The organism is Flavobacterium sp. I3-2, assembly GCF_013389595.1.
In the GTDB taxonomy this organism is placed as follows: domain Bacteria; phylum Bacteroidota; class Bacteroidia; order Flavobacteriales; family Flavobacteriaceae; genus Flavobacterium.
Genome location: NZ_CP058306.1, coordinates 331,022 through 354,336, shown reverse-complemented (window position 1 = coordinate 354,336; position 23,315 = coordinate 331,022). Strand labels below are relative to the sequence as shown.

The window sequence follows — 23,315 nt, the reverse complement described above, 5'->3', positions numbered from 1 at the left end:
TAGTAGTTTAATCAATCCAATATTTAATATTGGTTAAAAGTAAAGAATATGGCAAAAATGAAAAAATCAAGTACAAGAATTGATATGACCGCGATGTGTGACGTGTCGTTCTTGTTGCTAACATTCTTTGTTTTAACTTCAACAGCTAAAACTCCAGAGGTTCATCCTGTTGATCTTCCTAATTCTACTAAAGAAACAAAAATTCCTACTACTGACATTGTTACATTAACAGTTGATGAAGAAAAAGTATATTTTGGTTTATCTGGTAAAGATGATAAAATCGATGTGCTTGAAAGAATGGGAAAAGAATATAACATTGAGTTTACTAAAGAAGAAATTGAAAAATTTACAACAATGGAAAACTTTGGTGTTGATATTAGAGAGTTAAAACAATTGTTAGCTAAACCAGTTGGCGAATTAATGAAACCAGAGAATCATTTAAAAGGAATTCCTTATAAAGATTCTTTAAACAATCAACTTTCTGCATGGGTGAAGCATTCAAGAGAATCTACCTGGAAAAGAAAAGAAGATTTCGTTAAGGTTGCTATTAAAGGAAATGCTGAAGAAAAATTCGGTACTGTAAATGAGGTAGTTCAAATCCTACAAAAGCAAAGACAAAATCGTTTTTACTTAGTTACAGGTTTAAGAGATTCAGACTTCTAATAAATTAAAATTTAAGAAATGGCAGAATTAAATACAGATAATGGTGGCGGAAAAGGCGGTAAAAAAGTAAGAAGTAAAAAACAAAATGCTGGAGTAGATTTAACTGCGATGGTAGATTTAGCTTTCTTATTGATTACTTTCTTCATGCTTACGACGTCATTATCAAAACCTCAGTCAATGGAATTGACGATGCCTGATAAGTCTAGACAGGAAGAAAATGAAAAAATTCCAGCAAAAGAATCGAAAACGATGACTATTTTAATAGGAAAAGATAATTCTTTAAAATATTATATGGGAATGTTTGATGATCCTTATCAAGGAATTGGTCCAACGGATTCAACTTATGGTAAAGATGGTATTAGACAAGTTATTTTACAAAAAATGTCTAATCTAAAGGCTCAAGGATTCGTTGATAAAGAAGGATTGTTGGTTTTGATTAAATCAACAGATGATGCAACTTATACAAACATGATAGATATTTTAGATGAAATGGCTATTACAGGAGTTAAATTGTATGCAATCAATGATATGACTGACGCGGAAAAAGAAATCATGCAGTAATGCATTTTAAAAAATAAGAATATGGCAAATATGAATGTTTTCGGTAAAGATTGGACGAATATTGTATTTGAGGGACGAAACAAAGCCTACGGAGCTTACAAGCTTCGTGAAGAAAGCACAAAAAATACTTTTATTGCCTTGTTATTTGGTATGGGAGTTATTGCTTTAGGTTTTGCTAGTAAAACCATCTACGATGCCGTTTTTTTAGGCTCTTCTTCGAGAGGTGCTGATACCGATCAAATTGAAGTGGTTGAAGTAGAACTTCCTGAATTGCCTGATCCAGAACCAGAAGTTGAGGAAATTAAGGAAGAATTACCACCTCCTCCACCTGAAGAAAAACCAGCAGACGCTTCTAAATCTGTTCAAGATGAAAAAGCATTAACCGAAACTGTTATCAAAAAGGATAATGAGGTTAAAGAACAAAAGATGGCTGCTCAGGATGAGTTTGACGATAAAACTACTTCTGGTGCTGATAATAAAAAAGGTTCAGCAGATGGAGATTTTAAATCGGATGGTAGTAAAACTGGTGATGCAGATAAAGGTTCTCAAGGTTCTGGTAAAGGGAATACTTTTTCAGATGATGATAACAAAATTCACAACCTTTTTCAAAATAAAGCTGAGCCTGTAGATGGAATGCAGAAGTTTTATCAACAATTCATGAGAAAATTCAATTCACCTGAAGTTGGTTCAAACGTAAATCAGTTTAAAGTTGTTTTAAAATTCGTTGTTGAAAAAGATGGTTCTTTTACTGATATCCAAATTGTTAACGATCAATATGGTGCAGGTAAAGAAGCAATCAGAGTTTTGAAATCAATGCCTAAATGGAAACCTGGAATGCAAAACGGAAAACCAGTACGTTCAAGTTTTAACCTTCCAATTACTGTTAGAGTTTCAAACTAATGATGAAAAAGTTTATAAATACTTTTAAAGAAAAATCGCTAAATCAGCGATTTTTCTTTATTTTAGGAATTGTTTTTCTTTTCTTATATTTTGTTTTGGGGTGTTTATTTATCCTAGTTGAGAATTTACCTTTTGATATTCCTTATACAAATCGTGTTTTGTTCGGAGTATTACTTATAGTGTATAGTATAATTCGTTTTTTTAGAATAATTAAAAAGGAGTAGCGCTCCTTTTTTTTTGTTTTAGACAGTTTTGTTTTTTATTCTGAGTTTATATTGAAAATTATGGTGCTGTTAGTTATTAAAAGGCATATAATTCATATTATGTTCTAATTTTTAATTTATTTTTATTAGATTTATCAACTATTAATTGTAAATTTCGCTTTTAGTTTATTTAGATTTATCTTTATGAAAAAATATTTGTTAGGTATTGGTTTTTTTGCCTTTACTGGTTTATTGATTTGTTGTAAAAAAGAGTCAGAAAATCAAGTTGTTGAGGAGACATATGCAACAGGTACAACTTCGGTTTTCGTTGAAGAATCTATTGTGCCTATTTTTGACGACATCAATAAAGTGTTTATGAATACCTACGATAAGGCAACAATTAATATTATTCCGAAGACTGAAAATGAAATTGTAAATTATATGTTACAAGATTCTGTAAAGATTGCTGTTTTGCCTCGTAAGTTAAATGAAAAGGAATTGAAACATTTCGAAGGAAAAAAGAATGTAAATCAAACTCCTTTTGCTAAAGATGCTATCATTTTTGTTAATGCAAAGTCAAGCAGTGATTCATTAATTGATGTTAAAACAATCGTAGATTTAATTAAAAATCCAAAGTCACAAGCTGATCATGTAATTGTTTTTGATAATATTAATTCAAGTTTAAGTCAGTATTTTAAAAATAAAGCTGGTGTTTCTGAATTTGGAGATAATGTTTATTTTGCAAAAGATACCAAGGAAGTAGTTGAGTACACTTCTAAAAATAATAAAGCAATTGGAATTGTGGGAATCAATTGGTTGTTGCAACCTAATCAAGAAATTGCTAATTTGAAACAAAATTTAAAATCGATGTCGGTTTTAAATGAATCAGATAACAAATATTATCGTCCTTCACAATCCACAATTGCTGATGGTTCTTATCCTTTGATTAGAGAATTATACGTTATCGAAGCTCAAGGTGTTTCAGGTTTAGGTAAAGGAGTTTCATCTTTCGCAGCGAGTGATCGAGGACAACGAATTGTTCTTAAGTCTGGACTTTTTCCTTACAAACAGCCAACAAGAGAAATTATTATAAACGAAAATTAAATTTCTATAAGTATGAATAAAACTATTACTTTAAGTTTATTATTTGCAGTAATAGCTTCGTCAAATGCGCAAACTTCTGTTGATGTCGAAAAGGCAATTAAGTTTGGGAAATATGATGTAGCTAAGATTGAATTATACAAATTATTAAAAACAGAACCTAACCAAGGAGCTAATTATTATAATTTAGGAAAAATTCATTTATTACAAAATAATGCTGATTCAGCAACTTTTTATTTTAAGAATGGATTGCGTGCCGCTAAAAATGCTGCCATAAACAATATTGGTTTAGGTCAATTAGCTTTAAATTCTGGAAAAGAAAAAGAAGCTAGATCAAAATTTAATGGTGCACAAGCAAATATTAAGAGAGATGATATTTCTACTTACTTATTAATTTCTCAAGCTTGTTTAGATGCAAATACTCCTGATATTACTAGAGCAACAGAATTCGCAAACAAAGCAATCAAAGCAAAACCTAATAATGTTGAAGCTATTGTAATGTTAGGTGATATTTACCTTGCAGATAAATCATCAAAATTGGCATTGTCAAAATACAGAGAAGCTTTAGCTGTAAATCCAAAGTCTCCTTTGGCTTTAATGAAAATAGCTACAATTTCAACCTATAATAAAGATTATGCAACTGCCGTTCAAAAATTAAATGATGTAGTCAAAGATTATCCTGATTTTGAACCTGCTTACAAAGAATTAGCTTTTACGAATTATTTATGGAATAAAGAAGAGAAAGATTCAAATAAAATAGCTAATGCTTCTGCAGCTTATTCTAAATACCATAAACTGATTGGTGAATCTGTTGATTCGGATAATAACTATGCTGATTTTTTAATTAAAATCAAAGACTTCGATTCTCTAGACGAATTTTCAAAAGCACGTTGGAAATCAAGAGGAGAAAACTTCCCGATTTATAAATATGCTGCAATTTCTGCATATGAAAAAGGTAATAATGAAGATGCAATTACATTCATCAATAAATATTTTGATGTTGTAGAGAATAAAGAGTCATTCAAAGGAATTGACTATTTATACTTAGGTTTAGCAGAAATTGCTCAATCGAAAACTAAAGATGGAACTTTTGAGAAAAGTGGATATGAAAATGGATTAGCTAATGTCAAAAAAGGTATTAGTATTGATAATTCTTTAGCAGAAGAAATGAATGCTTATGCTTTAGATTTATTTAAAAAAGGAAATTACGAACAAGCTTATTATTTGTTTGATTTAGGAACTCTAAATACAGAAAGTCCAAATTATGTTTATGATACTTATTATAAAGGTAATTGTTTGTTTCTGACAAATGAAAAACCAATGTTTGATAATCAATTGCAAAGAGCAACTGAAGCTTTTAATGAAGCAATTCGAGTTTCGCCAACAACACACGAAGCTTTATTTATGAATGCAAGAGCATATCGTTTTATTGATACCGATGCTTCAAAAGTAGCTATGGAAAAAAATTATGTAGCTTTTACAGAAGCTGTTGCAAACAAAAAAATGTTTAATGATCCAGAATTAAAAGATGCTTTAGTGGAATCTTATATGTTTATTGGTGTTCAAAACATGAAAACTGATAAAGCTAAAGCAACTAAAGCTTTTAATAAAGTATTAGAATTAGATTCAAATCATGAATATTCTTTAAACGCTTTAAAAAAGTTAAATAAAAAATAATATTATAAAGGTCAACTTAGGTTGGCCTTTTTATTTTTTAGTAATCAATTTTTTGATTGTATCTTTGTGGTCTAATTTATTTAGAATGCAAACTTTAGAAACAAAATTGAATTTAGAAAACGGAACATATTTACCTTTAATGGAAGAGTTTTATACCATTCAAGGTGAAGGTAATTATACAGGAACAGCAGCTTATTTTATTAGGCTAGGAGGTTGCGACGTAGGATGCCATTGGTGTGATGTAAAAGAAAGTTGGGATGAAAATTTACATCCATTAACTTCTGTAGAAACGATCGTTACTAATGCTAAATTAAATGGAAAGTTAGCTGTTATTACTGGTGGCGAACCTTTGATGTGGAATTTAAATAAATTAACTGAATCTTTACAATCGGAAGGAATTCAAACCAATATGGAAACTTCGGGAGCTTATGAATTATCGGGTTCTTGGGATTGGATTTGTCTTTCACCTAAAAAAACGAAATTACCTACGCAAAGTGTGTATGATGCTGCTCACGAATTAAAAGTTATTATTTATAATCATAACGATTTTAAATTTGCTGAAGAACAAGCTTCGAAAGTAAATGATAAAGCGGTTTTGTTTTTACAGCCTGAATGGAGTAAAAGTGAAGAGATGTTGCCGTTTATTATAGATTATGTGAAAAATAATCCTAAATGGAGAATTTCATTACAAACTCATAAATATTTGGATATTCCTTAAAATATTGTAATTTTACAGAAAAAATATTTATGAAAAAGCTTTTGGTATTGTTCTTTTTTATCTTTACGCCAACTTTAATTTCGGCCCAAGCTAATAAACAAGATGTAAAAAAATTATTAGAAGTAAGTGGTTTTTCTGATAAATATAGTGTAATTATCAATCAGCTAGCAGATAATTTATCTGAAGATGATCAAGATAGTTTCAAAAAAGATGTTCAAAATTATTTAGATAAAATCATTAAAAAGCAAATTGATGCTTACGCTTCTTCTTTTTCTCAAGACGAAGTTTTAAAACTAATCGAATTTTATAAATCACCACTCGGGATTAAGTTAAAAGAAAAGTCTGAATTAATTGACGAACAAACTTTACTTGAATTAAGTAAAACACAATACGAATTACAAGGTATTTTAATGAAATATATGATGTAAAAGCTCAGTTTAACTGAGCTTTTGTTTTTATATAAAAATATGTTCAATGATCACATACCAAATACCAATCGTAATAAACGAAATCGGAATTCCGTAACCAACCATCATGTTACTTAATTCGGGTTTTAATCCGTTTGCATTGGATAAAATTGCTGCTGTAATCATTGGAGCCATAGCGGATTCAATAATACAAACTTTGGCTACTAAATCAGTTTGGTTTAGGATTCCATAAAATATCCCGAAAATAATAGCTGGAAATAGTATCAATTGGAAAAATAATCCCAAAGCTAAAAATTTAAAATGTTTACTATAGGTTTTAAATCGTAATTGAAATCCTACTGATATTAATGCAATAGGTGATATTGTTATGGCTAATTGTTTAAATACAGTTGAAAGTGCTTCAGGAAAATCTATTTTAAAAATGGCTAAACTAATTCCTACTAAAAATGCAATTAAAGGGGGAAATGATAACATCTTTTTTAAAATTGAACCGTCATTTGATTTTTTCTGATTCGAATATAATGTTGCTGTAATGATTCCTAAAGTCGAGAAAACAACAAATGTTCCTGGTAAATCAACAATGATTAATGTTTCTAATCCTTCATCGCCAAATAAAGCTTGAATGATTGGAATTCCAACAAAAGAAGTGTTTCCTAATCCAGCGGTTAAAATTAAGCATCCAATTAATTTTTTTGACCATCCAAATATTTTGCCTAAAATATTAAATAAAATAAAAGCTAATCCAAAAGATAACCAAGCAATTGAAGCAGGTAAAAGTAAATCTAAGCTTAATTGAACTTTTGGTAAATAATGTAATGCCATTGCTGGTAATGCAATGAATAAAATGTATTGGTTTAGTACAGCCGAAGTATTTTTAGGAAAAGCTTTAATTCTTTGGATTAATATTCCGATGATTAAACACAAAAAAAGTAAGATGATATTTGCCATAATTGAGTCATAAAAAAACCGAAAGTACTACTTTCGGTTAGGTATATTATTTTGTAACGGGTGTACCGTATAAATCAAATTCTGTAGCTTCGTCAATCATAATATTTACAAATTCACCTACTTTAACGTAGTGTTTGGTTGCATCAATTAAAACTTCGTTATCTACATCTGGGCTATCAAATTCAGTTCTTCCAATGAAATGATTTCCTTCTTTACGGTCGATGATGCATTTGAATATTTTACCGATTTTTTCTTGATTTAAATCCCAAGAAATTTGCGATTGTAATTCCATGATTTCTTCAGCGCGTTGTTGTTTTACTTCGTCTGGAACATCATCTTCAAGTAAATAAGCGTGCGTATTTTCTTCGTGAGAATATGGGAAACATCCTAAACGTTCAAATTTCATTTCTTGGACCCAATCTTTTAAGATTTTAAAGTCTTCTTCAGTTTCTCCTGGATATCCAACGATAAGAGTTGTTCTGATTGTCATTCCAGGGACAGTTTCTCTGAATTCTTTTAATAGTTTAGTTGTTTTTTCTTGAGTTGTTCCACGACGCATCGATTTCAAAATATTGTCTGAAATGTGTTGCAATGGAATGTCTAAATAATTACAAATTTTAGGTTCGTTTCGCATTAATTCTAAAACGTCCATCGGAAAACCGGTAGGGAAGGCGTAATGCAAACGAATCCATTCAATTCCTTCAATTTTAACTAAGTTTTCTAGTAACTCAGCAAGATTGCGTTTTTTGTATAAATCTAAACCGTAATACGTTAAATCTTGAGCGATTAAAATTAATTCTTTTACCCCGTCTTTAGCTAATCCTTCTGCTTCTTTGACTAATTTTTCGATTGGTTGCGAAACGTGCTTTCCGCGCATAATCGGAATTGCACAGAAAGAGCATGGCCTGTCACAACCTTCGGCTATTTTTAGATAAGCGTAATTTTTCGGAGTTGTTGTTAAACGTTCTCCTAATAATTCGTGCTTGTAATCTGCTCCTAAAGCTTTTAGTAAAAGAGGTAAATCTGTAGTTCCGAAATATTGATCTACGTTTGGAATTTCTGCTTCCAAATCGGGTCTGTATCTTTCAGATAAACAACCTGTAACAAAAACTTTGTCAACTAGGCCTTGTTCTTTTTTCTCAACGTACTCTAAAATAGTGTTTACAGATTCGGCTTTAGCATTATTGATAAAACCACAAGTATTGATTACAATAATGTTACCTTCATCTTTAACAGCTTCGTGTGTTACTTCTTTTCCGCTAGCTTTAAGTTGTCCCATTAAAACTTCACTATCGTAAATGTTTTTAGAGCATCCCAGCGTAATTACATTGATTTTATTTTTCTTTACAGATTTAGTTCTCATTTCTAAAAAAAATTGGACTGCGAAATTACTGATTATTTATGGATTAAGCTATTTTTTCTGATTAGTTTATAATCTGAAGATTCCTCCAACTGCAATTATACTTTCAAAAAATGTAAAATGATGCGAAGCTTTATCTGATGTGTTATGAGAAATTCTTGCGTTTGTAATATCTATGTAACCTACTTTTGCTTCGTATTGAATAAAATAATGTTTGAAGAAAGTTAAGTTTAAACCTGCTTTTGCAGAAAATCCAAAACCTGAAACTTTAAAGTCATCATAACGTTGTCTTCCAAACATTTGAGCGTTAGTTTTTGGGTAAATAACTCCAGTGCCTAAACCTACAGTTGTGTTTAGTTGAATTTTATCAGTATCTCTTATTTGAACAAATTTTGAAATGTCATCCACACGATTGATTTCAGCATTGATGTAATTTAATCCGTCAGTGTGTTCAAAAGTAGCAAATTCTTCTGTTAGTAAAATATTTCCGTTCGGAAGAGTTTCCCCATAAGAACCTGGATTTGGATAATATCCATCGTAACTTACTTCTTGATTTTGCGTCATTACATATTTCATATGGTCAAGTCCAAGAGAAACATTATAATGGTCAGAAATGAAATATCCAATTCTTGCGTTTGTTTGTGGTATGGTTATTTTTGTTGGATTGATATAATCGATGTGCCAGCCTTTAGGTTTGTCATGTGCTGTTGCATTATGTAAGGTGAAGTCGTAATCAGCTCCTTGAAAACGGATGTCTGAACCTGAATAAAAACCTCTGTTTCCTCCCCAATAAATATAAAATTTTCCTTTGTTTGAAGCGGTATATTTTGGAGTTATTTCTTGTGCTGAATTTTGGTAAGTGGTTAATAATGTTAGCGTAGCAAGCGCAATTTTAATTAATTTCATAAAAACAAATTTTCTGCAAAATTACAATAAAAAAATCCTTTCTTAAATAATTGAAAGGATTTTATTTATCTACTAAAAACTGAATGAATAAGTTAAAGAGAAATTGTTATGTTTTGTTTTAACTGAGGCATAATCGTTTAGTCCAGAACTTATAACATTCATACTTATTGGTTGATGTGTGAAAGAATATCCAAAATCTAAGCGAGCTGAACCGAAGCTGTAGCCTATACCTCCAGAAACAGAATTGACGTCGCCAATTATATTTGTTTGTTTATAAGGACTTTGAACGTATCGATAACCTGCTCTTAAACTAACTTGGCTAATTCTATATTCTCCACCGATTCTAACTTCAGAGCTTGATTTTAAATTGTTACTGTAATAATTATTTAAATCATTGAAATTTGATGTATCGCTTGAATATTTGGTTGTACTGAAATCTTTGATTTTATAATCAACACTGATTATACCTGATTTTCCAAAAATGTATGCAAAACTTGCTCCGAAAACAGATGGTGTTTTAATACGATATCTATCAAATAAAGTTACTAAATTTGGATTAACATCATACATACTGCGAACGCCATTTTCGTAATTATATGTTTGTAAACGTTGTTGACTTTCGTCATTTAAACCGTACCAAGTTGGAGATTCATAGCTTAAACCAACTCGAGCATTTTCTGTTATTTTTGCGATACCTCCAATATTGAACGAAAATCCGCTACCATAAGTATAAATATTATTGTCAAATAGAATGGTTCCAACTCCATTGGTTACAGATGCTGTATTTTCTTCAAAGGTTGAAATGGATTTATTAAAGTCAATAAAACTTACATTTAAATTAGCTCCTAAATAATATTTATTGTCTATGTTTAAACCAAAGTTTCCGGTCAACTTACTATTAAATCCTGAAGTACTCATTAAGGTTTCTTGATAATATTTTCCAGGAGCAACATTTAGCGAATAGCTGCCGTTTGGTTCGTTGTTTAATATATAACCTTGATAGCCTAACATAGCTTGTTGCGCAGGAAATCCATTGGGAACAGAATTTAAATAATTGTATAAATCGCCAATGGTTTCGCCTTGTCTTGTTTGTACTAAATCTAATGGAATTGGTGACCCATTATCTCCAAAATTAGCATGTCGTAAAAAATAATTTCCGATAGACTGATTATTTATTCCTTGAATACGATAGTTGTTATCGTAGGTTGCTTGATTGTTTATGATTAAGCCAAAATTGTAATTTTTTATTTTACTGTCTTCTTTTCCATCAATTACAAAAACGGCTCCGAAGTGTGAAAAATCTAAAGCTGTGTTTTTTTCTGTTGCATTGTAGTTTAGAAAAGAAGCATTGTTTTTTCTTCCGCTAATGTTTGCTCCGAATGAAATGTTATTGTAATTAAAAACAGCAGAACCTGCGGCGTTATCTTGTATTGCGGAAACATCTCCACCAATTGCACCGAAGGCGCCACCCATTGCATTGTATCTTGCTGATCCATTTAATTGATTACTTCCAAATTGAATAGCATCCGTTGGTTCTAATTCTTGTGACCAAATTTGTGGAGCTATAAATAATGCTCCTGCAAAAATTATATATTTTTTCATAATCTATAAATTTATCTTCTTCCTCCTGAACTTGAACGACTTCCTCCCATACTTGAACCGCCTGATCTTGTTGCTGGCATACTAGTTCTAGATGGAGAGCTATTAATTGTTGTGTTTCTTGAAGGTGTATTGTAATTTGTTTCTCTAGTATTTGGTCTAACTGTGTTAGTTCTTGTAGATGTATTTCTGACATCTGTAGGTCTTACGTTTGAAGTTTCTCTTCTTGTATTAGAAATGTTACTGATACGAGTTGCGTTTGTACGTGAATTTTCAATTGCAACACGACTACTTCTTGTTGGACTTATGTTGTTGTTTCTATAGTTCGAAGAAATTGTTCTTGTGTTACTTGTGCGAGAAATATTTCTTGTGTTATAACCATAATATGGGTAGCCCCATCCATTACCGTAATAAGGATAACCCCATCCACCACCGTAATATGGGTTGCCCCAACCGTAATATCCGCCGTATCCGAATCCGTAATTCCATCCCCAATAATTGTTGAAACCAAAGCCAAGACTCCAGCCGTAAGTTGGGTAATAGTTATTCCATCCCCAATACGGATATCCAAACGCGTTATCAATATAAATATTTGTTGTGGTATTGTTTTCGCCCCAACCAGGGTACGAGCCATTAGAATATGAAGAATAGCTATCTATATCTGTAAAAGTTTCGTACGAAACGTCCTTTTGTTCATTGAAATATTCTTCATAATATGCTGTTTCATTGTGTGTCACAGGTGCTTTTATTTTTCTTGTATTATAAATTCCATCGACGTCGTAATAATTTGAATTTAAAGAAGTACAAGAAACTGTTGTTAATCCAATGGTTGCTATTAGACCTAAATAGGTCATTAAATTAATATTTTTAAAATATGTTCTCATTAGATGCAGTTTTTATTGTTGAACAATACAAAAATAGTTAGTTTTGTATAAAATATAAAGTTAATATTTTTAAAACAAATTTTATACCAAAATATTAAAAATGAGCAAGAACATCACAAAAAGATCAGAGGATTATTCTAAATGGTATAATGAATTAGTCGTTAAAGCCGATTTAGCTGAAAACTCAGGAGTTAGGGGATGTATGGTGATTAAACCGTACGGCTATGCAATTTGGGAAAAAATGCAAGCGCAATTAGATAAAATGTTTAAAGAGACAGGACATCAGAACGCCTATTTCCCGCTTTTTGTACCCAAAAGTATGTTTGAAGCTGAAGAAAAAAACGCAGAAGGTTTTGCGAAAGAATGTGCAATTGTAACGCATTATCGTTTAAAAAATGACGAAAATAATAAAGGAAAATTAATTGTAGACCCAAATGCTAAATTAGAAGAAGAGTTGATTGTACGTCCGACTTCCGAAGCGATTATTTGGTCAACATATAAAAAATGGGTGAATTCGTATAGAGATTTACCATTGTTAATTAATCAATGGGCTAATGTGGTTCGTTGGGAAATGCGTACGCGTTTGTTTTTACGTACAGCTGAATTTTTATGGCAAGAAGGGCATACGGCGCATGCGACTCGTGAAGAAGCATTAGCTGAAGCACAGCAAATGCATCAGGTTTATACTGATTTTGTTCAGGATTTTATGGCTATTCCTGTGGTTAAAGGTGCGAAAACTGAAACGGAACGTTTTGCAGGAGCTGATGAAACTTATACTATCGAGGCGTTAATGCAGGATGGTAAAGCTTTACAAGCAGGAACTTCTCATTTCTTAGGTCAAAATTTCGCAAAAGCTTTTGATGTAAAGTTTGCTAACCAAGAAGGGAAATTAGAGCATGTTTGGGGTACATCTTGGGGAGTTTCAACTCGCTTGATGGGAGCTTTGATTATGACGCATTCAGATGATAATGGATTGGTTTTGCCTCCAAATTTGGCGCCAATTCAAGTGGTTATTGTTCCTATTCATAAAACAGATGAACAATTAGCTGAGATTTCTGAACAAGTAAATGAATTAGTTAAGAAATTACGTAAATTAAATGTGAGTGTAAAATTTGACGATAGAACGAATTTAAAGCCTGGGTTTAAATTTAATGAACACGAATTAAAAGGAGTGCCGATTCGTTTAGCTGTTGGTCCAAAAGATTTGGAAAATGGAACTTATGAAGTGGCACGTCGTGATACGTTAACAAAAGAAGTTGTTTCTAAAGATGGAATAGAAATGTATCTTGTTGATTTGTTAGAAACAATTCAGAAAGAAATGTTTCAAAAATCACTTGCTTTTAGAGATAGTTATATAACGGAAGTGAACTCATTTGAGGAGTTTAAAGATGTTTTAGAAACTAAAGGAGGTTTTGTGTTGGCGCATTGGGATGGAACTGCTGAAACAGAAGATAAAATTAAAGATTTAACAAAGGCGACTATTCGTTGTATTCCTTTAGATAGAAAAGAAGAAAAGGGAAGTTGTGTTTTAACAGGACAACCTTCTGAAGGGCGCGTTTTATTTGCAAAAGCATACTAAATGAAAGTTTTAAAATCGGTTTGTGAATCTCATGAACCGATTTTTTTTATTTCTAAGTTTTTGGTAATGAAACCAGTTAGTGGATTTATTGTGTTAAAGAAAAAAAAAGGTTTGCGAATTCAAATAATATTATGATATTTGCACTCGCATAACAGCAGAAAGTTCTTTTAAAGACTGAAAAAAATAAAAAATAAATTTGCAGGTTTTAAAAAGTTTTGTACTTTTGCAACCGCAAATAAAAAGCAAATGGTCCGTTCGTCTAGGGGTTAGGACGCCAGGTTTTCATCCTGGTAACAGGGGTTCGATTCCCCTACGGACTACAAAAGGTTTCTATCAATCCTTTATAAAATTGATGGTCCGTTCGTCTAGGGGTTAGGACGCCAGGTTTTCATCCTGGTAACAGGGGTTCGATTCCCCTACGGACTACAAAAGGTTTCTATCAATCCTTTATAAAATTGATGGTCCGTTCGTCTAGGGGTTAGGACGCCAGGTTTTCATCCTGGTAACAGGGGTTCGATTCCCCTACGGACTACAAAAGGTTTCTATCAATCCTTTATAAAATTGATGGTCCGTTCGTCTAGGGGTTAGGACGCCAGGTTTTCATCCTGGTAACAGGGGTTCGATTCCCCTACGGACTACAAAAGGTTTCTATCAATCCTTTATAAAATTGATGGTCCGTTCGTCTAGGGGTTAGGACGCCAGGTTTTCATCCTGGTAACAGGGGTTCGATTCCCCTACGGACTACAAAAGGTTTCTATCAATCCTTTATAAAATTGATGGTCCGTTCGTCTAGGGGTTAGGACGCCAGGTTTTCATCCTGGTAACAGGGGTTCGATTCCCCTACGGACTACAAATTAGTTGTAAATAAGTTTTATAAAACAAATCTTTGTGTCTCGAAAATTTGTTTTATTAGTTAAAACCAAAGTGACTCTTTTTTATTGTATCTAATTTTATAAAAAAGATGATTGTGGGAGGTTTTTATTTTTTACCTAATAGTTTATATGATAACTTTACAATTAAATTAAGAAAAAATGGCAAATCACAAGTCAGCATTAAAGAGAATTAGAAGTAACGAGAAAAAAAGAGTGTTAAATAAATACCAACACAAAACAACTCGTAACGCAATCAAAGCTTTACGTTTAATCGAAGATAAAGCTGAAGCTACTGCAAAATTAGTTGTTGTAACTTCAATGATTGATAAATTAGCTAAGAAGAATATCATTCATGATAACAAAGCTTCTAACTTAAAATCTAAGTTAACTAAACATGTTTCTGCACTTTAATCTGCAGAAAGTTTATAAAATACAATAATTTTAAGCTCTCAATTTAACGAGAGCTTTTCTTGTTCCTTATCAAAAGGAATATAGATTACAATATTTGATAATTAATTTTTATGACCCAAATTAGAAACATCGCAATTATTGCACACGTTGACCACGGTAAAACAACTATGGTTGACAAAATTATGTATCACTGTCAATTATTTAGAGAGAACGAAAATACTGGAGATTTAATTCTTGATAATAACGATATTGAAAGAGAAAGAGGGATTACTATCGTATCTAAAAACGTTTCTGTTCAATATAAAGGAACTAAAATTAACATTATTGATACTCCTGGTCACGCCGATTTTGGTGGAGAAGTTGAACGTGTGTTAAATATGGCTGATGGGGTTTTACTTATCGTTGATGCTTTTGAAGGACCAATGCCACAAACGCGTTTCGTGTTACAAAAAGCTATCGAATTAGGATTAAAACCTTGTGTGGTTATTAATAAAGTTGATAAAGAAAACTGTACTCCTGAAGAAGTTCACGAAAAAGTTTTCGATTTAATGTTCGAATTAGGTGCTGAAGAATGGCAATTAGATTTCCCTGCGGTTTATGGTTCTGCTAAAAACAACTGGATGTCTGATGATTGGAAAGTTCAAACTGATTCTATGGAGCCGTTATTAGAAATGGTTATCAATCATATTCCAGCTGCAGAAGAATTAGAAGGAACTCCTCAAATGTTAATCACATCTTTAGATTTCTCTTCATTCACAGGTCGTATCGCAATTGGTCGTTTACACCGTGGAACTTTAAAAGAAGGAATGCAAGTTTCATTGGTTAAACGCGACGGTTCAATCGTTAAATCTAGAATCAAAGAATTATTTACATTCGAAGGTTTAGGTAGAAAGAAAGTAGAATCTGTTCGTGCGGGTGATATTTGTGCAGTTGTTGGTATTGAAGGTTTCGAAATTGGAGATTGTATTGCTGATTTTGAAAATCCAGAAGGATTAAAAACCATCTCAATTGATGAGCCAACAATGAGTATGTTGTTTACAATTAACGATTCGCCTTTCTTTGGTAAAGAAGGTAAATTTGTAACTTCTCGTCACATTAAAGACCGTTTAACGAAAGAATTAGAAAAAAACTTAGCATTACGTGTTAACGAAACTGATTCTGCAGATAAATTCATGGTATTCGGTCGTGGTGTACTTCACTTATCAGTATTAATTGAAACAATGCGTCGTGAAGGTTACGAATTACAAATTGGTCAACCACAAGTTATCATCAAAGAAATTGATGGTAAAAAATGTGAACCAATTGAGGAATTAACAATCGATATTCCTGAAAATTTATCAGGTCGTGCGGTTGAATTCGTAACATTACGTAAAGGAGAAATGTTATCAATGGAACCAAAAGGTGAGCGTATGATTATTAAATTTATCATCCCATCTCGTGGAATCATCGGTTTGCGTAACCAATTATTAACTGCAACAGCAGGTGAGGCAATTATGGCACACCGTTTCTTAGAATATCAACCATACAAAGGTGAAATCGCTGGACGTAACAACGGTTCGTTAATTTCTATGGAAAACGGAAAAGCTATTCCTTATTCTATCGATAAATTACAAGACCGTGGTAAATTCTTTGTTGACCCTAACGAAGATATTTACGAAGGACAAGTTATTGGAGAAAATTCTCGTCAAGATGATATGACAGTTAACGTAACTAAAACTAAAAAGTTATCTAACGTTCGTTCGTCAGGAGCAGATGATAAAGCAAGAATTATTCCTGCAATCAAATTCTCATTAGAAGAAGCTTTAGAGTACATCCAAAAAGATGAGTACGTTGAAGTAACTCCAAAATCTTTACGTTTACGTAAAATTTATTTAAACGAAACAGATAGAAAACGTTTTAAAAACGACTAATTCTAAATCATTATAAAATCAAAGTCCGAAGCGAAAGTTTCGGACTTTTTTTATGCTTTCTATATTTTTAAAATTATATTTGTTTTATGCAATTATCGGTTATCATTTTAAATTACAACGTCAAGTATTTTTTAGAAGCTTGTATCAAAAGTGTCCAAAAAGCCATTGAAAATATCGAGGCAGAGATTATCGTTGTCGATAATAATTCAACTGACGGTTCAAAGGAAATGATGCAAGATATTTTTCCAAATATTCCTTATATATTTAATGATTACAATGCCGGTTTTCCAAAAGGAAATAACCAAGGCGTTGGAATTGCTAAAGGAAAATATCTTTGTATTTTAAATCCAGATACGATTGTGTCTGAAAATACATTTACCTCGATTTTAAATCATATCAAAAAACTACCTGATTTCGGAATTTTAGGATGTAAACTAATTGATGGTTCAGGTCAATTTCTTCCCGAAAGTAAACGTGGAATTCCGACGCCTTGGGTTGCTTTTACAAAAGTTTTAGGACTTTATAAATTCTTTCCAAAATCAAAACTTTTTAATCAATATTATGCCCAACATCTTTCCGAAGATGAAAACGGAAATGTAGATATTTTAGTTGGTGCATTTATGTTTTTAGAACGCGAATTGTATCTAAAAGTTGGTGGATTTGATGAAGGCTGTTTTATGTATTCGGACGATATCGATTTATCGTATTTAAGTTTGAAAGAAGGTAAAAAGAATTACTATTTTTCTGAAGTTTCGTGTATTCATTTCAAAGGTGAAAGTACTTTAAAAGACGGAACTTATATGAAACGTTTTAAAGAAGCGATGCAGTTTTTTTATCGTAAGCATTTTACGTCTTCGTTTGTTTTTGATGTGATGATGAATGTTGGAATTACCATTTTCGCTTTCAAGAAAAAATCTGAAGTAGTTAAAGAAAAAAACAATCCAACTGAATATGTGCATTTTTCTAAAAAGTCAAATTTATCTAAACAGCATAATGATATTTCGATTATTGAATTGTCTGAAATTGAAGAATTAAATTCTTATTTAGAAAAAAATAAAGAGAATAAAATAGAGATATTGTACGATTCTACTTATTTTTCTCATCAAGATTACATAAAATTATTACAACGATTCAAGAATTACGGCTTTACATTCAAGATAAAACCTATAAATTCTGAATATTTTTTAGGAAGTAATGATAAAAATGATAGAGGAGAAGTTTTATCATTGAAATAATGTGAAATTTTCAATTTTGTTAGAAAAAACCGAAAATAATATTAAATTTGTAAAACTATTCATTAAACACAACTTTTGATTAAATATATGGCAAGGTTTGAATTGAAATTACCTAAAATGGGTGAAAGTGTTGCAGAAGCAACGATTACAAATTGGGTTAAAAACGTTGGAGATACTGTTGAGCAAGACGAAACAGTTGTTGAAATTGCTACCGATAAGGTAGATAGCGAAGTTCCTTCTGAAGTTTCAGGAACAATCGTTGAAGTACTTTTCAGTGTTGACGATGTGGTTCAAGTAGGTCAAACAATTGCTATTATTGAAACAGAAGGTGGAGATGTAGCTGCTGCACCTGCTGCCAAAGTTGAAGCTGCTGCTGCTCAAGTTGAAAAAACTGTTGAAGTTGCTAAAGAAGTTACAACTCAAGATTTTTCTTCGTCTGATAAATTCTTTTCTCCATTAGTGAAAAATATCGCTAAAGAAGAAGGTGTTTCTATGGCTGAATTAGAAGCTATGAACGGAACAGGAAAAGACGGAAGAATCACTAAAACAGATATTTTAGATTACGTTAAAAATAGAGGAAATCAGCCTGCTGCCGCTGCTCCAGTAAAACAAGCTGCTGCACCTGCGCCAGCTGTTGCTGCACAAACGGCTACAAAAGCAGCTCCAGTTTCAGTAAACGGTCAAGACGAGATTATCGAGATGGACCGTATGCGTAAAATCATTTCACATCACATGGTTCAGTCGGTTCAGACGGCTGCTCACGTTCAATCTTTCATCGAAGTTGACGTTACAAACATCGTGAAATGGAGAAACAAAATGAAAGGTATCTATGAAAAACGTGACGGAGAGAAATTAACTTTCACGCCAATTTTCATGGAAGCGGTTGCAAAAGCACTGAAAGATTTCCCAATGATGAATATTTCTGTTGATGGCGATTACATCATCAAACGTAAAAACATCAATTTAGGAATGGCTGCTGCTTTACCAAACGGTAACTTAATTGTTCCTGTGATTAAAAATGCTGACCAATTAAACTTAGTTGGTATGGCTAAAGCGGTTAACGATTTAGCAAACCGTGCAAGAATGGGTAAATTAAAACCAGACGATACACAAGGTGGAACTTACACTGTTACTAATGTTGGTACTTTTGGTTCTGTTTTTGGAACACCAATTATCAATCAACCACAAGTTGGAATCTTAGCTTTAGGTGCGATTCGTAAAGTACCTGCAGTTATTGAAACTCCAGAAGGTGACTTTATCGGAATCCGTCAAAAAATGTTCTTATCTCACTCATACGATCACCGTGTAGTTGATGGTTCATTAGGAGGACAATTTGTACAAAGAGTTGCACATTACTTAGAAACATTCGATGTAAACAGAGATGCATAATATATCAAATCCCGAAGTGAAAGCTTTGGGATTTTTTTATTTAATATTTTTTTAATATTATATTTAATTCTTAATTCTAAATAAAATAGTATGCCTATAGATAAGCCTAATGATAATTCTGCACCTGTTTTTTATCCACAGATGAATTATTCAATTTCTAAGTATGTTGATTTATCTAAATTTTTATCATTAATTCAGACGGAATCTATATTTTTTTGTCGTTTGGATAAGTTAGAAGATAAATTAGAAGGAACTTTTCCAAAAAACAGTAAAGAACAATTTAAAGATTGGTATTTATCGATTTTAAACCATTTACCTCCTGATGAAAATGTTGATGAAATAAAATTAAATGATTATTTAAACGAACGGATAAATTTATCTGAAAAATTCAAACAAATTAATTGTATTTCTTGTTGGAATAAATCAATATCAGAATCATATGCTTTATGGAAAATTTATTCAAATTTAGAACAGGGAATTATGATAAAATCTAATGTAGAAAGATTAATAAAAGCATTTGAAAATTCAGATGAAATTATTAGTTTGAGCGAAATTAAATATATAAATCACGAAATAGATATTATTCCAACTGGTAATTTAAATTATCCTATTATTCATAAAAATATTGCGTATTCTTACGAACAAGAAATAAGATTAATACATCAAGTTACTATGGATGATGGTTATTTTCATAATTGGAATTGTGAATTGAATGTAAATGGTAAATATCTAAAAGTTGATATTAACGAATTAATAGAGGAAATAATTATAAGTCCATTTGCTCCAAAATGGTTTTTCGATATAATTGAGGATATTTTAATTAAATATAACTTAAAAAAAACAATTAAATATTCAGTGTTGAAATAATATTTCCAAATTAATTTCCCAAATCTCGTTCCTTGATAAACTGTGAAAATGTATATTTGCAAAAATTTTACTTAAGATGATAACCGTAAACGACATTTCCGTTCAATTTGGCGGAACAACTTTATTTAGTGGAATTAACTTTGCCATTAACGAAAATGATAAGATTGCATTAATGGGTAAAAATGGTGCCGGAAAATCTACTTTACTAAAAATTGTTGCCGGAGTTAGCAAACCTTCTACAGGTTCTATTTCTGCTCCAAAAGATGCTGTTATCGCTTATCTTCCGCAACATTTGTTAACTTCTGATGATGCAACGGTTCGTGAAGAAGCTTCGAAAGCTTTCGCTGAAATCTTCTCAATGAAAAATGAAATCGAAGATATAAATGAGCAATTAACGGTTCGTACCGATTACGAATCGGATGATTATATGAAACTTATCGAACGCGTTTCTGAATTAAGCGAAAAATTTTATTCAATCGAAGAAGTTAACTACGAAGCAGAAGTTGAAAAAGTTTTAAAAGGAATGGGTTTTGCTCAAGAAGATTTAGACCGTTCAACATCTGAGTTTTCAGGTGGATGGCGAATGCGTATCGAATTGGCTAAAATTCTTTTACGTAAACCTGATTTAATTTTATTAGATGAGCCAACGAATCACTTGGATATTGAATCGATTCAATGGTTAGAAGATTTTTTGGTGAATTCTGCAAAAGCAGTAATGGTAATTTCGCACGACCGCGCTTTTGTTGATAACATTACAAATCGTACAATCGAAGTTACAATGGGACGTATTTATGATTACAAAGCTAAATATTCTGATTATTTAGAATTGCGTAAAGACCGTCGTATTCATCAGCAAAAAGCATACGAAGAACAACAAAAATTTATTGCTGAAAATAAAGCTTTTATTGAACGTTTCCGTGGAACTTTCTCAAAAACAGAACAAGTGCAATCTCGTGTTCGTATGTTAGAGAAATTGGTTTTAGTCGAAGTCGATGAAGTAGATACTTCTGCATTACGTTTAAAATTTCCACCAGCAGCTCGTTCAGGTCAATATCCAGTAATTGTTGAAGGTTTGTCTAAAAATTACGACGATTATGTAGTTTTTAAAGATGCCAATATGGTTATCGAACGTGGACAAAAAGTAGCTTTAGTTGGTAAAAACGGTGAAGGAAAATCTACGATGATTAAAGCGATTATGAACGAATTAGAATTTCAAGGAAAATTAGAAATCGGACATAATGCAAAAATTGGATATTTCGCTCAAAATCAAGCATCGTTGTTAGATGAAAATGTAACTATTTTCGAAACGATTGACCGCATTGCAGAAGGAGATATTCGTACGCAAATTAAAAATATTTTGGGAGCATTTATGTTTTCTGGCGATGATATTGATAAGAAAGTAAAAGTACTTTCGGGTGGTGAGAAAACACGTTTGGCAATGATTAAATTATTATTAGAACCTTTCAATGTTTTGATTCTGGATGAGCCAACGAACCATTTAGATATGAAAACCAAAGATATTATTAAAGACGCGTTAAAAGAATTTGAAGGAACTGTGATTTTAGTTTCGCACGACCGTGATTTCTTAGATGGTTTAGCAGAAAAAGTTTTTGAGTTTACCAACAAACGCGTGATTGAACATTTTGAAGATATCAAAGGTTTCTTAGCAAATAAAAAGATGGAATCTTTAAAGGAAATTGAAAAGAAATAAAAATATGAAACTCGGCTTATGCCGAGTTTTTATTTTTTAATTAATTCGAAAAATTCTACCGAGGTAATATTGCCTTCGCCATCTTCATTGTACGATTTTCCTACGCCATTTTTATCTAAATCATAAATAATTTTTGCGTTTAATTTTCCGTCTACATAATTTTTGGAAGTTAAGATGTTTTTATTTTTTTCTTGAAGTATCTCAAAATTCTTGATGTATTCATTATCATAATAAATCATGGATTTAAAAGAATTGCTTTTTGGTGAAATATAAGTATACTTAATGGTTTTGTATAATTTTTGTTCGTCAAATTCATATTCCGTTTCTTCTAAAACCCTTCCAAGGTCATCATAAATATAATAATTTATTGACCTTAACTCGTTATTATCAATATAAGATTTCTGTTCAATAACTTGATTCTTTTCGTTAAAAATAAACTCATTTCTAAAATTATATGATTTTGAATAACAAATAAATCGATCCGGAAGATATTTAAAATAAAATTTATCAGGTTCATTTGTGTTGGATGTACCTACAATCGAATCTAGCAAACCCAATTTGTTTAAATGATATTTCGTTTCTGAATCGTATTCTTTATTGTTCCATCTGTAATTTATGATTCTGTTGTTATTATCATAAGTAATAAATGAAGTGTAATTTTCATTTTCTTTTTTAGAATTTGCATATGATGTAATTTTATAAAGTCCTTGGGGTTTTGCATCCTCTTCAAATGGTGGTAACGGATAATAAATATTATTCGAATTTTTAATTACCAATTCCGCATATTTTTTATCAGGATTGAATTTGATATTTAAAATCGAATCAATTGCAGAACCAGAAGTTTCTTTAGGTTTTGATTTTTGTGCTACTTTTTTGGGAAGCGGAGTTGCATCATTAATCTCTTTTTCAAATTTAGAAGTAACAATTTGCATGTATTTTTCTGGATTGTATTCGATAAAAGGTTTATGATTATCAAAGACGACCATCGCAAACGGATGTTCTAATTTATTTACATCGATAAACCAACTTTTTCCATCAGTAGTTGTGAATTTTAAGCTTTCTGCATTTGTACTTGATACAAACATTCTGTCTGTTGCACCTCCAAATGTATTGTAAATTTCGTTCGAAATATATTTGTGAATTTGTCTTTGTTCCGTATCGTTATTAGATTTTTTTTCAACAAATAAAACAGCTTTAGATGGAGCTGTAATTGCAATATCGGCTTTAGCTGAATTTTCAACAGGAATTATAATTTTCGAAGCACAAGAACTTAAAATCAGTAATCCGAAAAAAAACAACGTTCTAAAAAAAGTAATTCTCATATCATTCAATTTTAAAAGTGTTTGGTATTTATTTAAGATTTAAATGATAGCCATAAAAAAACTACAGAATC

Annotated in this window: 20 protein-coding genes and 6 tRNA genes; 20 read left to right on the top strand and 6 right to left on the bottom strand. The window is 31.5% G+C overall.

Annotated features, from left to right (window positions below):
- The first annotated feature begins 48 nt into the window (after window positions 1-48).
- From HW119_RS01725 to HW119_RS01695, 7 genes are all read left to right on the top strand, one after another.
- Window positions 49-663, top strand: coding sequence for an ExbD/TolR family protein (locus tag HW119_RS01725; RefSeq protein ID WP_177760976.1), 615 nt, complete (start codon window positions 49-51; stop codon window positions 661-663).
- A gap of 18 nt (window positions 664-681) precedes the next feature.
- A complete protein-coding gene (locus tag HW119_RS01720) occupies window positions 682-1,224 on the top strand; it encodes an ExbD/TolR family protein (protein WP_177760975.1) in 543 nt (180 codons plus the stop codon).
- 21 nt (window positions 1,225-1,245) lie between these two features.
- Window positions 1,246-2,124, top strand: a complete 879-nt coding sequence (locus HW119_RS01715) for an energy transducer TonB (protein WP_177760974.1) — start codon at window positions 1,246-1,248, stop codon at window positions 2,122-2,124.
- 407 nt (window positions 2,125-2,531) lie between these two features.
- Window positions 2,532-3,431, top strand: a complete 900-nt coding sequence (locus tag HW119_RS01710; RefSeq protein ID WP_177760973.1) for a PstS family phosphate ABC transporter substrate-binding protein — start codon at window positions 2,532-2,534, stop codon at window positions 3,429-3,431.
- 12 nt (window positions 3,432-3,443) lie between these two features.
- Window positions 3,444-5,105, top strand: a complete 1,662-nt coding sequence (locus HW119_RS01705) for a tetratricopeptide repeat protein (RefSeq protein ID WP_177760972.1) — start codon at window positions 3,444-3,446, stop codon at window positions 5,103-5,105.
- Window positions 5,106-5,190: 85 nt separating this feature from the next.
- Entirely contained in the window at window positions 5,191-5,823 is a 633-nt protein-coding gene (locus HW119_RS01700; RefSeq protein WP_177760971.1) for a 7-carboxy-7-deazaguanine synthase QueE, read from the top strand.
- A 29-nt stretch (window positions 5,824-5,852) separates the two neighbouring features.
- On the top strand, window positions 5,853-6,251 hold the full coding sequence (locus HW119_RS01695) for a DUF2059 domain-containing protein (RefSeq protein WP_177760970.1): 399 nt from the start codon (window positions 5,853-5,855) through the stop codon (window positions 6,249-6,251).
- Window positions 6,252-6,278: 27 nt separating this feature from the next.
- Here the strand turns inward: HW119_RS01695 and HW119_RS01690 are convergent, their stop codons facing one another.
- The 5 genes from HW119_RS01690 to HW119_RS01670 all read right to left on the bottom strand — a co-directional run bounded on the left by HW119_RS01690 (window position 6,279) and on the right by HW119_RS01670 (window position 11,948).
- Window positions 6,279-7,199, bottom strand: a complete 921-nt coding sequence (locus tag HW119_RS01690; protein ID WP_177760969.1) for an AEC family transporter — start codon at window positions 7,197-7,199, stop codon at window positions 6,279-6,281.
- A 46-nt stretch (window positions 7,200-7,245) separates the two neighbouring features.
- Window positions 7,246-8,562, bottom strand: a complete 1,317-nt coding sequence (rimO, locus tag HW119_RS01685) for a 30S ribosomal protein S12 methylthiotransferase RimO (RefSeq protein ID WP_177760968.1) — start codon at window positions 8,560-8,562, stop codon at window positions 7,246-7,248.
- Window positions 8,563-8,628: 66 nt separating this feature from the next.
- Window positions 8,629-9,465: a hypothetical protein gene (locus HW119_RS01680; protein ID WP_177760967.1), complete on the bottom strand. Its 837-nt coding sequence runs from the start codon at window positions 9,463-9,465 to the stop codon at window positions 8,629-8,631.
- Window positions 9,466-9,537: 72 nt separating this feature from the next.
- Window positions 9,538-11,067 carry an OmpP1/FadL family transporter gene (locus tag HW119_RS01675; protein WP_177760966.1) on the bottom strand — a complete coding sequence of 510 codons (1,530 nt, stop codon included), beginning with the start codon at window positions 11,065-11,067 and terminating at the stop codon, window positions 9,538-9,540.
- An 11-nt stretch (window positions 11,068-11,078) separates the two neighbouring features.
- Window positions 11,079-11,948 carry a hypothetical protein gene (locus HW119_RS01670; protein WP_177760965.1) on the bottom strand — a complete coding sequence of 290 codons (870 nt, stop codon included), beginning with the start codon at window positions 11,946-11,948 and terminating at the stop codon, window positions 11,079-11,081.
- 100 nt (window positions 11,949-12,048) lie between these two features.
- Here HW119_RS01670 and proS point away from each other — a divergent pair, with 100 nt between their 5' ends.
- The 13 genes from proS to HW119_RS01605 all read left to right on the top strand — a co-directional run bounded on the left by proS (window position 12,049) and on the right by HW119_RS01605 (window position 21,922).
- Window positions 12,049-13,527, top strand: coding sequence for a proline--tRNA ligase (gene proS / locus HW119_RS01665; protein ID WP_177760964.1), 1,479 nt, complete (start codon window positions 12,049-12,051; stop codon window positions 13,525-13,527).
- A 248-nt stretch (window positions 13,528-13,775) separates the two neighbouring features.
- Window positions 13,776-13,847, top strand: a tRNA-Glu gene (locus HW119_RS01660).
- Between the two features lie 34 nt (window positions 13,848-13,881).
- Window positions 13,882-13,953, top strand: a tRNA-Glu gene (locus HW119_RS01655).
- 34 nt (window positions 13,954-13,987) lie between these two features.
- Window positions 13,988-14,059 (top strand) — tRNA-Glu (locus HW119_RS01650).
- Window positions 14,060-14,093: 34 nt separating this feature from the next.
- Window positions 14,094-14,165 (top strand) — tRNA-Glu (locus tag HW119_RS01645).
- Between the two features lie 34 nt (window positions 14,166-14,199).
- Window positions 14,200-14,271: transfer RNA gene (locus HW119_RS01640), tRNA-Glu, on the top strand.
- 34 nt (window positions 14,272-14,305) lie between these two features.
- Window positions 14,306-14,377, top strand: a tRNA-Glu gene (locus HW119_RS01635).
- Between the two features lie 181 nt (window positions 14,378-14,558).
- Complete coding sequence (gene rpsT, locus HW119_RS01630) at window positions 14,559-14,810, top strand: 30S ribosomal protein S20 (protein ID WP_177760963.1); 252 nt, start codon at window positions 14,559-14,561, stop codon at window positions 14,808-14,810.
- A 110-nt stretch (window positions 14,811-14,920) separates the two neighbouring features.
- Window positions 14,921-16,720, top strand: coding sequence for a translational GTPase TypA (typA, locus tag HW119_RS01625; RefSeq protein WP_177760962.1), 1,800 nt, complete (start codon window positions 14,921-14,923; stop codon window positions 16,718-16,720).
- Between the two features lie 86 nt (window positions 16,721-16,806).
- Window positions 16,807-17,955, top strand: a complete 1,149-nt coding sequence (locus HW119_RS01620; protein ID WP_177760961.1) for a glycosyltransferase family 2 protein — start codon at window positions 16,807-16,809, stop codon at window positions 17,953-17,955.
- Window positions 17,956-18,042: 87 nt separating this feature from the next.
- The gene (locus HW119_RS01615; RefSeq protein WP_177760960.1) at window positions 18,043-19,344 is read left to right on the top strand and encodes a dihydrolipoamide acetyltransferase family protein; all 1,302 of its coding nucleotides are present in this window, start codon (window positions 18,043-18,045) and stop codon (window positions 19,342-19,344) included.
- Between the two features lie 90 nt (window positions 19,345-19,434).
- A complete protein-coding gene (locus tag HW119_RS01610) occupies window positions 19,435-20,211 on the top strand; it encodes a DUF2971 domain-containing protein (protein WP_177760959.1) in 777 nt (258 codons plus the stop codon).
- Between the two features lie 76 nt (window positions 20,212-20,287).
- Window positions 20,288-21,922: an ABC-F family ATP-binding cassette domain-containing protein gene (locus HW119_RS01605; protein WP_177760958.1), complete on the top strand. Its 1,635-nt coding sequence runs from the start codon at window positions 20,288-20,290 to the stop codon at window positions 21,920-21,922.
- A gap of 29 nt (window positions 21,923-21,951) precedes the next feature.
- On the opposite strand, the gene HW119_RS01600 is transcribed toward HW119_RS01605, so the two are convergent.
- Window positions 21,952-23,244, bottom strand: coding sequence for a hypothetical protein (locus HW119_RS01600; RefSeq protein ID WP_177760957.1), 1,293 nt, complete (start codon window positions 23,242-23,244; stop codon window positions 21,952-21,954).
- Window positions 23,245-23,315 lie beyond the last annotated feature (71 nt).

Coding starts and splice junctions, on each gene's coding strand:
- HW119_RS01725 (WP_177760976.1), top strand. CDS start 49: ATGGCAAAAATGAAAAAATCAAGTACAAGAATTGATATGACCGCGATG.
- HW119_RS01720 (WP_177760975.1), top strand. CDS start 682: ATGGCAGAATTAAATACAGATAATGGTGGCGGAAAAGGCGGTAAAAAA.
- HW119_RS01715 (WP_177760974.1), top strand. CDS start 1,246: ATGGCAAATATGAATGTTTTCGGTAAAGATTGGACGAATATTGTATTT.
- HW119_RS01710 (WP_177760973.1), top strand. CDS start 2,532: ATGAAAAAATATTTGTTAGGTATTGGTTTTTTTGCCTTTACTGGTTTA.
- HW119_RS01705 (WP_177760972.1), top strand. CDS start 3,444: ATGAATAAAACTATTACTTTAAGTTTATTATTTGCAGTAATAGCTTCG.
- HW119_RS01700 (WP_177760971.1), top strand. CDS start 5,191: ATGCAAACTTTAGAAACAAAATTGAATTTAGAAAACGGAACATATTTA.
- HW119_RS01695 (WP_177760970.1), top strand. CDS start 5,853: ATGAAAAAGCTTTTGGTATTGTTCTTTTTTATCTTTACGCCAACTTTA.
- HW119_RS01690 (WP_177760969.1), bottom strand. CDS start 7,199: ATGGCAAATATCATCTTACTTTTTTTGTGTTTAATCATCGGAATATTA.
- rimO (WP_177760968.1), bottom strand. CDS start 8,562: ATGAGAACTAAATCTGTAAAGAAAAATAAAATCAATGTAATTACGCTG.
- HW119_RS01680 (WP_177760967.1), bottom strand. CDS start 9,465: ATGAAATTAATTAAAATTGCGCTTGCTACGCTAACATTATTAACCACT.
- HW119_RS01675 (WP_177760966.1), bottom strand. CDS start 11,067: ATGAAAAAATATATAATTTTTGCAGGAGCATTATTTATAGCTCCACAA.
- HW119_RS01670 (WP_177760965.1), bottom strand. CDS start 11,948: ATGAGAACATATTTTAAAAATATTAATTTAATGACCTATTTAGGTCTA.
- proS (WP_177760964.1), top strand. CDS start 12,049: ATGAGCAAGAACATCACAAAAAGATCAGAGGATTATTCTAAATGGTAT.
- rpsT (WP_177760963.1), top strand. CDS start 14,559: ATGGCAAATCACAAGTCAGCATTAAAGAGAATTAGAAGTAACGAGAAA.
- typA (WP_177760962.1), top strand. CDS start 14,921: ATGACCCAAATTAGAAACATCGCAATTATTGCACACGTTGACCACGGT.
- HW119_RS01620 (WP_177760961.1), top strand. CDS start 16,807: ATGCAATTATCGGTTATCATTTTAAATTACAACGTCAAGTATTTTTTA.
- HW119_RS01615 (WP_177760960.1), top strand. CDS start 18,043: ATGGCAAGGTTTGAATTGAAATTACCTAAAATGGGTGAAAGTGTTGCA.
- HW119_RS01610 (WP_177760959.1), top strand. CDS start 19,435: ATGCCTATAGATAAGCCTAATGATAATTCTGCACCTGTTTTTTATCCA.
- HW119_RS01605 (WP_177760958.1), top strand. CDS start 20,288: ATGATAACCGTAAACGACATTTCCGTTCAATTTGGCGGAACAACTTTA.
- HW119_RS01600 (WP_177760957.1), bottom strand. CDS start 23,244: ATGAGAATTACTTTTTTTAGAACGTTGTTTTTTTTCGGATTACTGATT.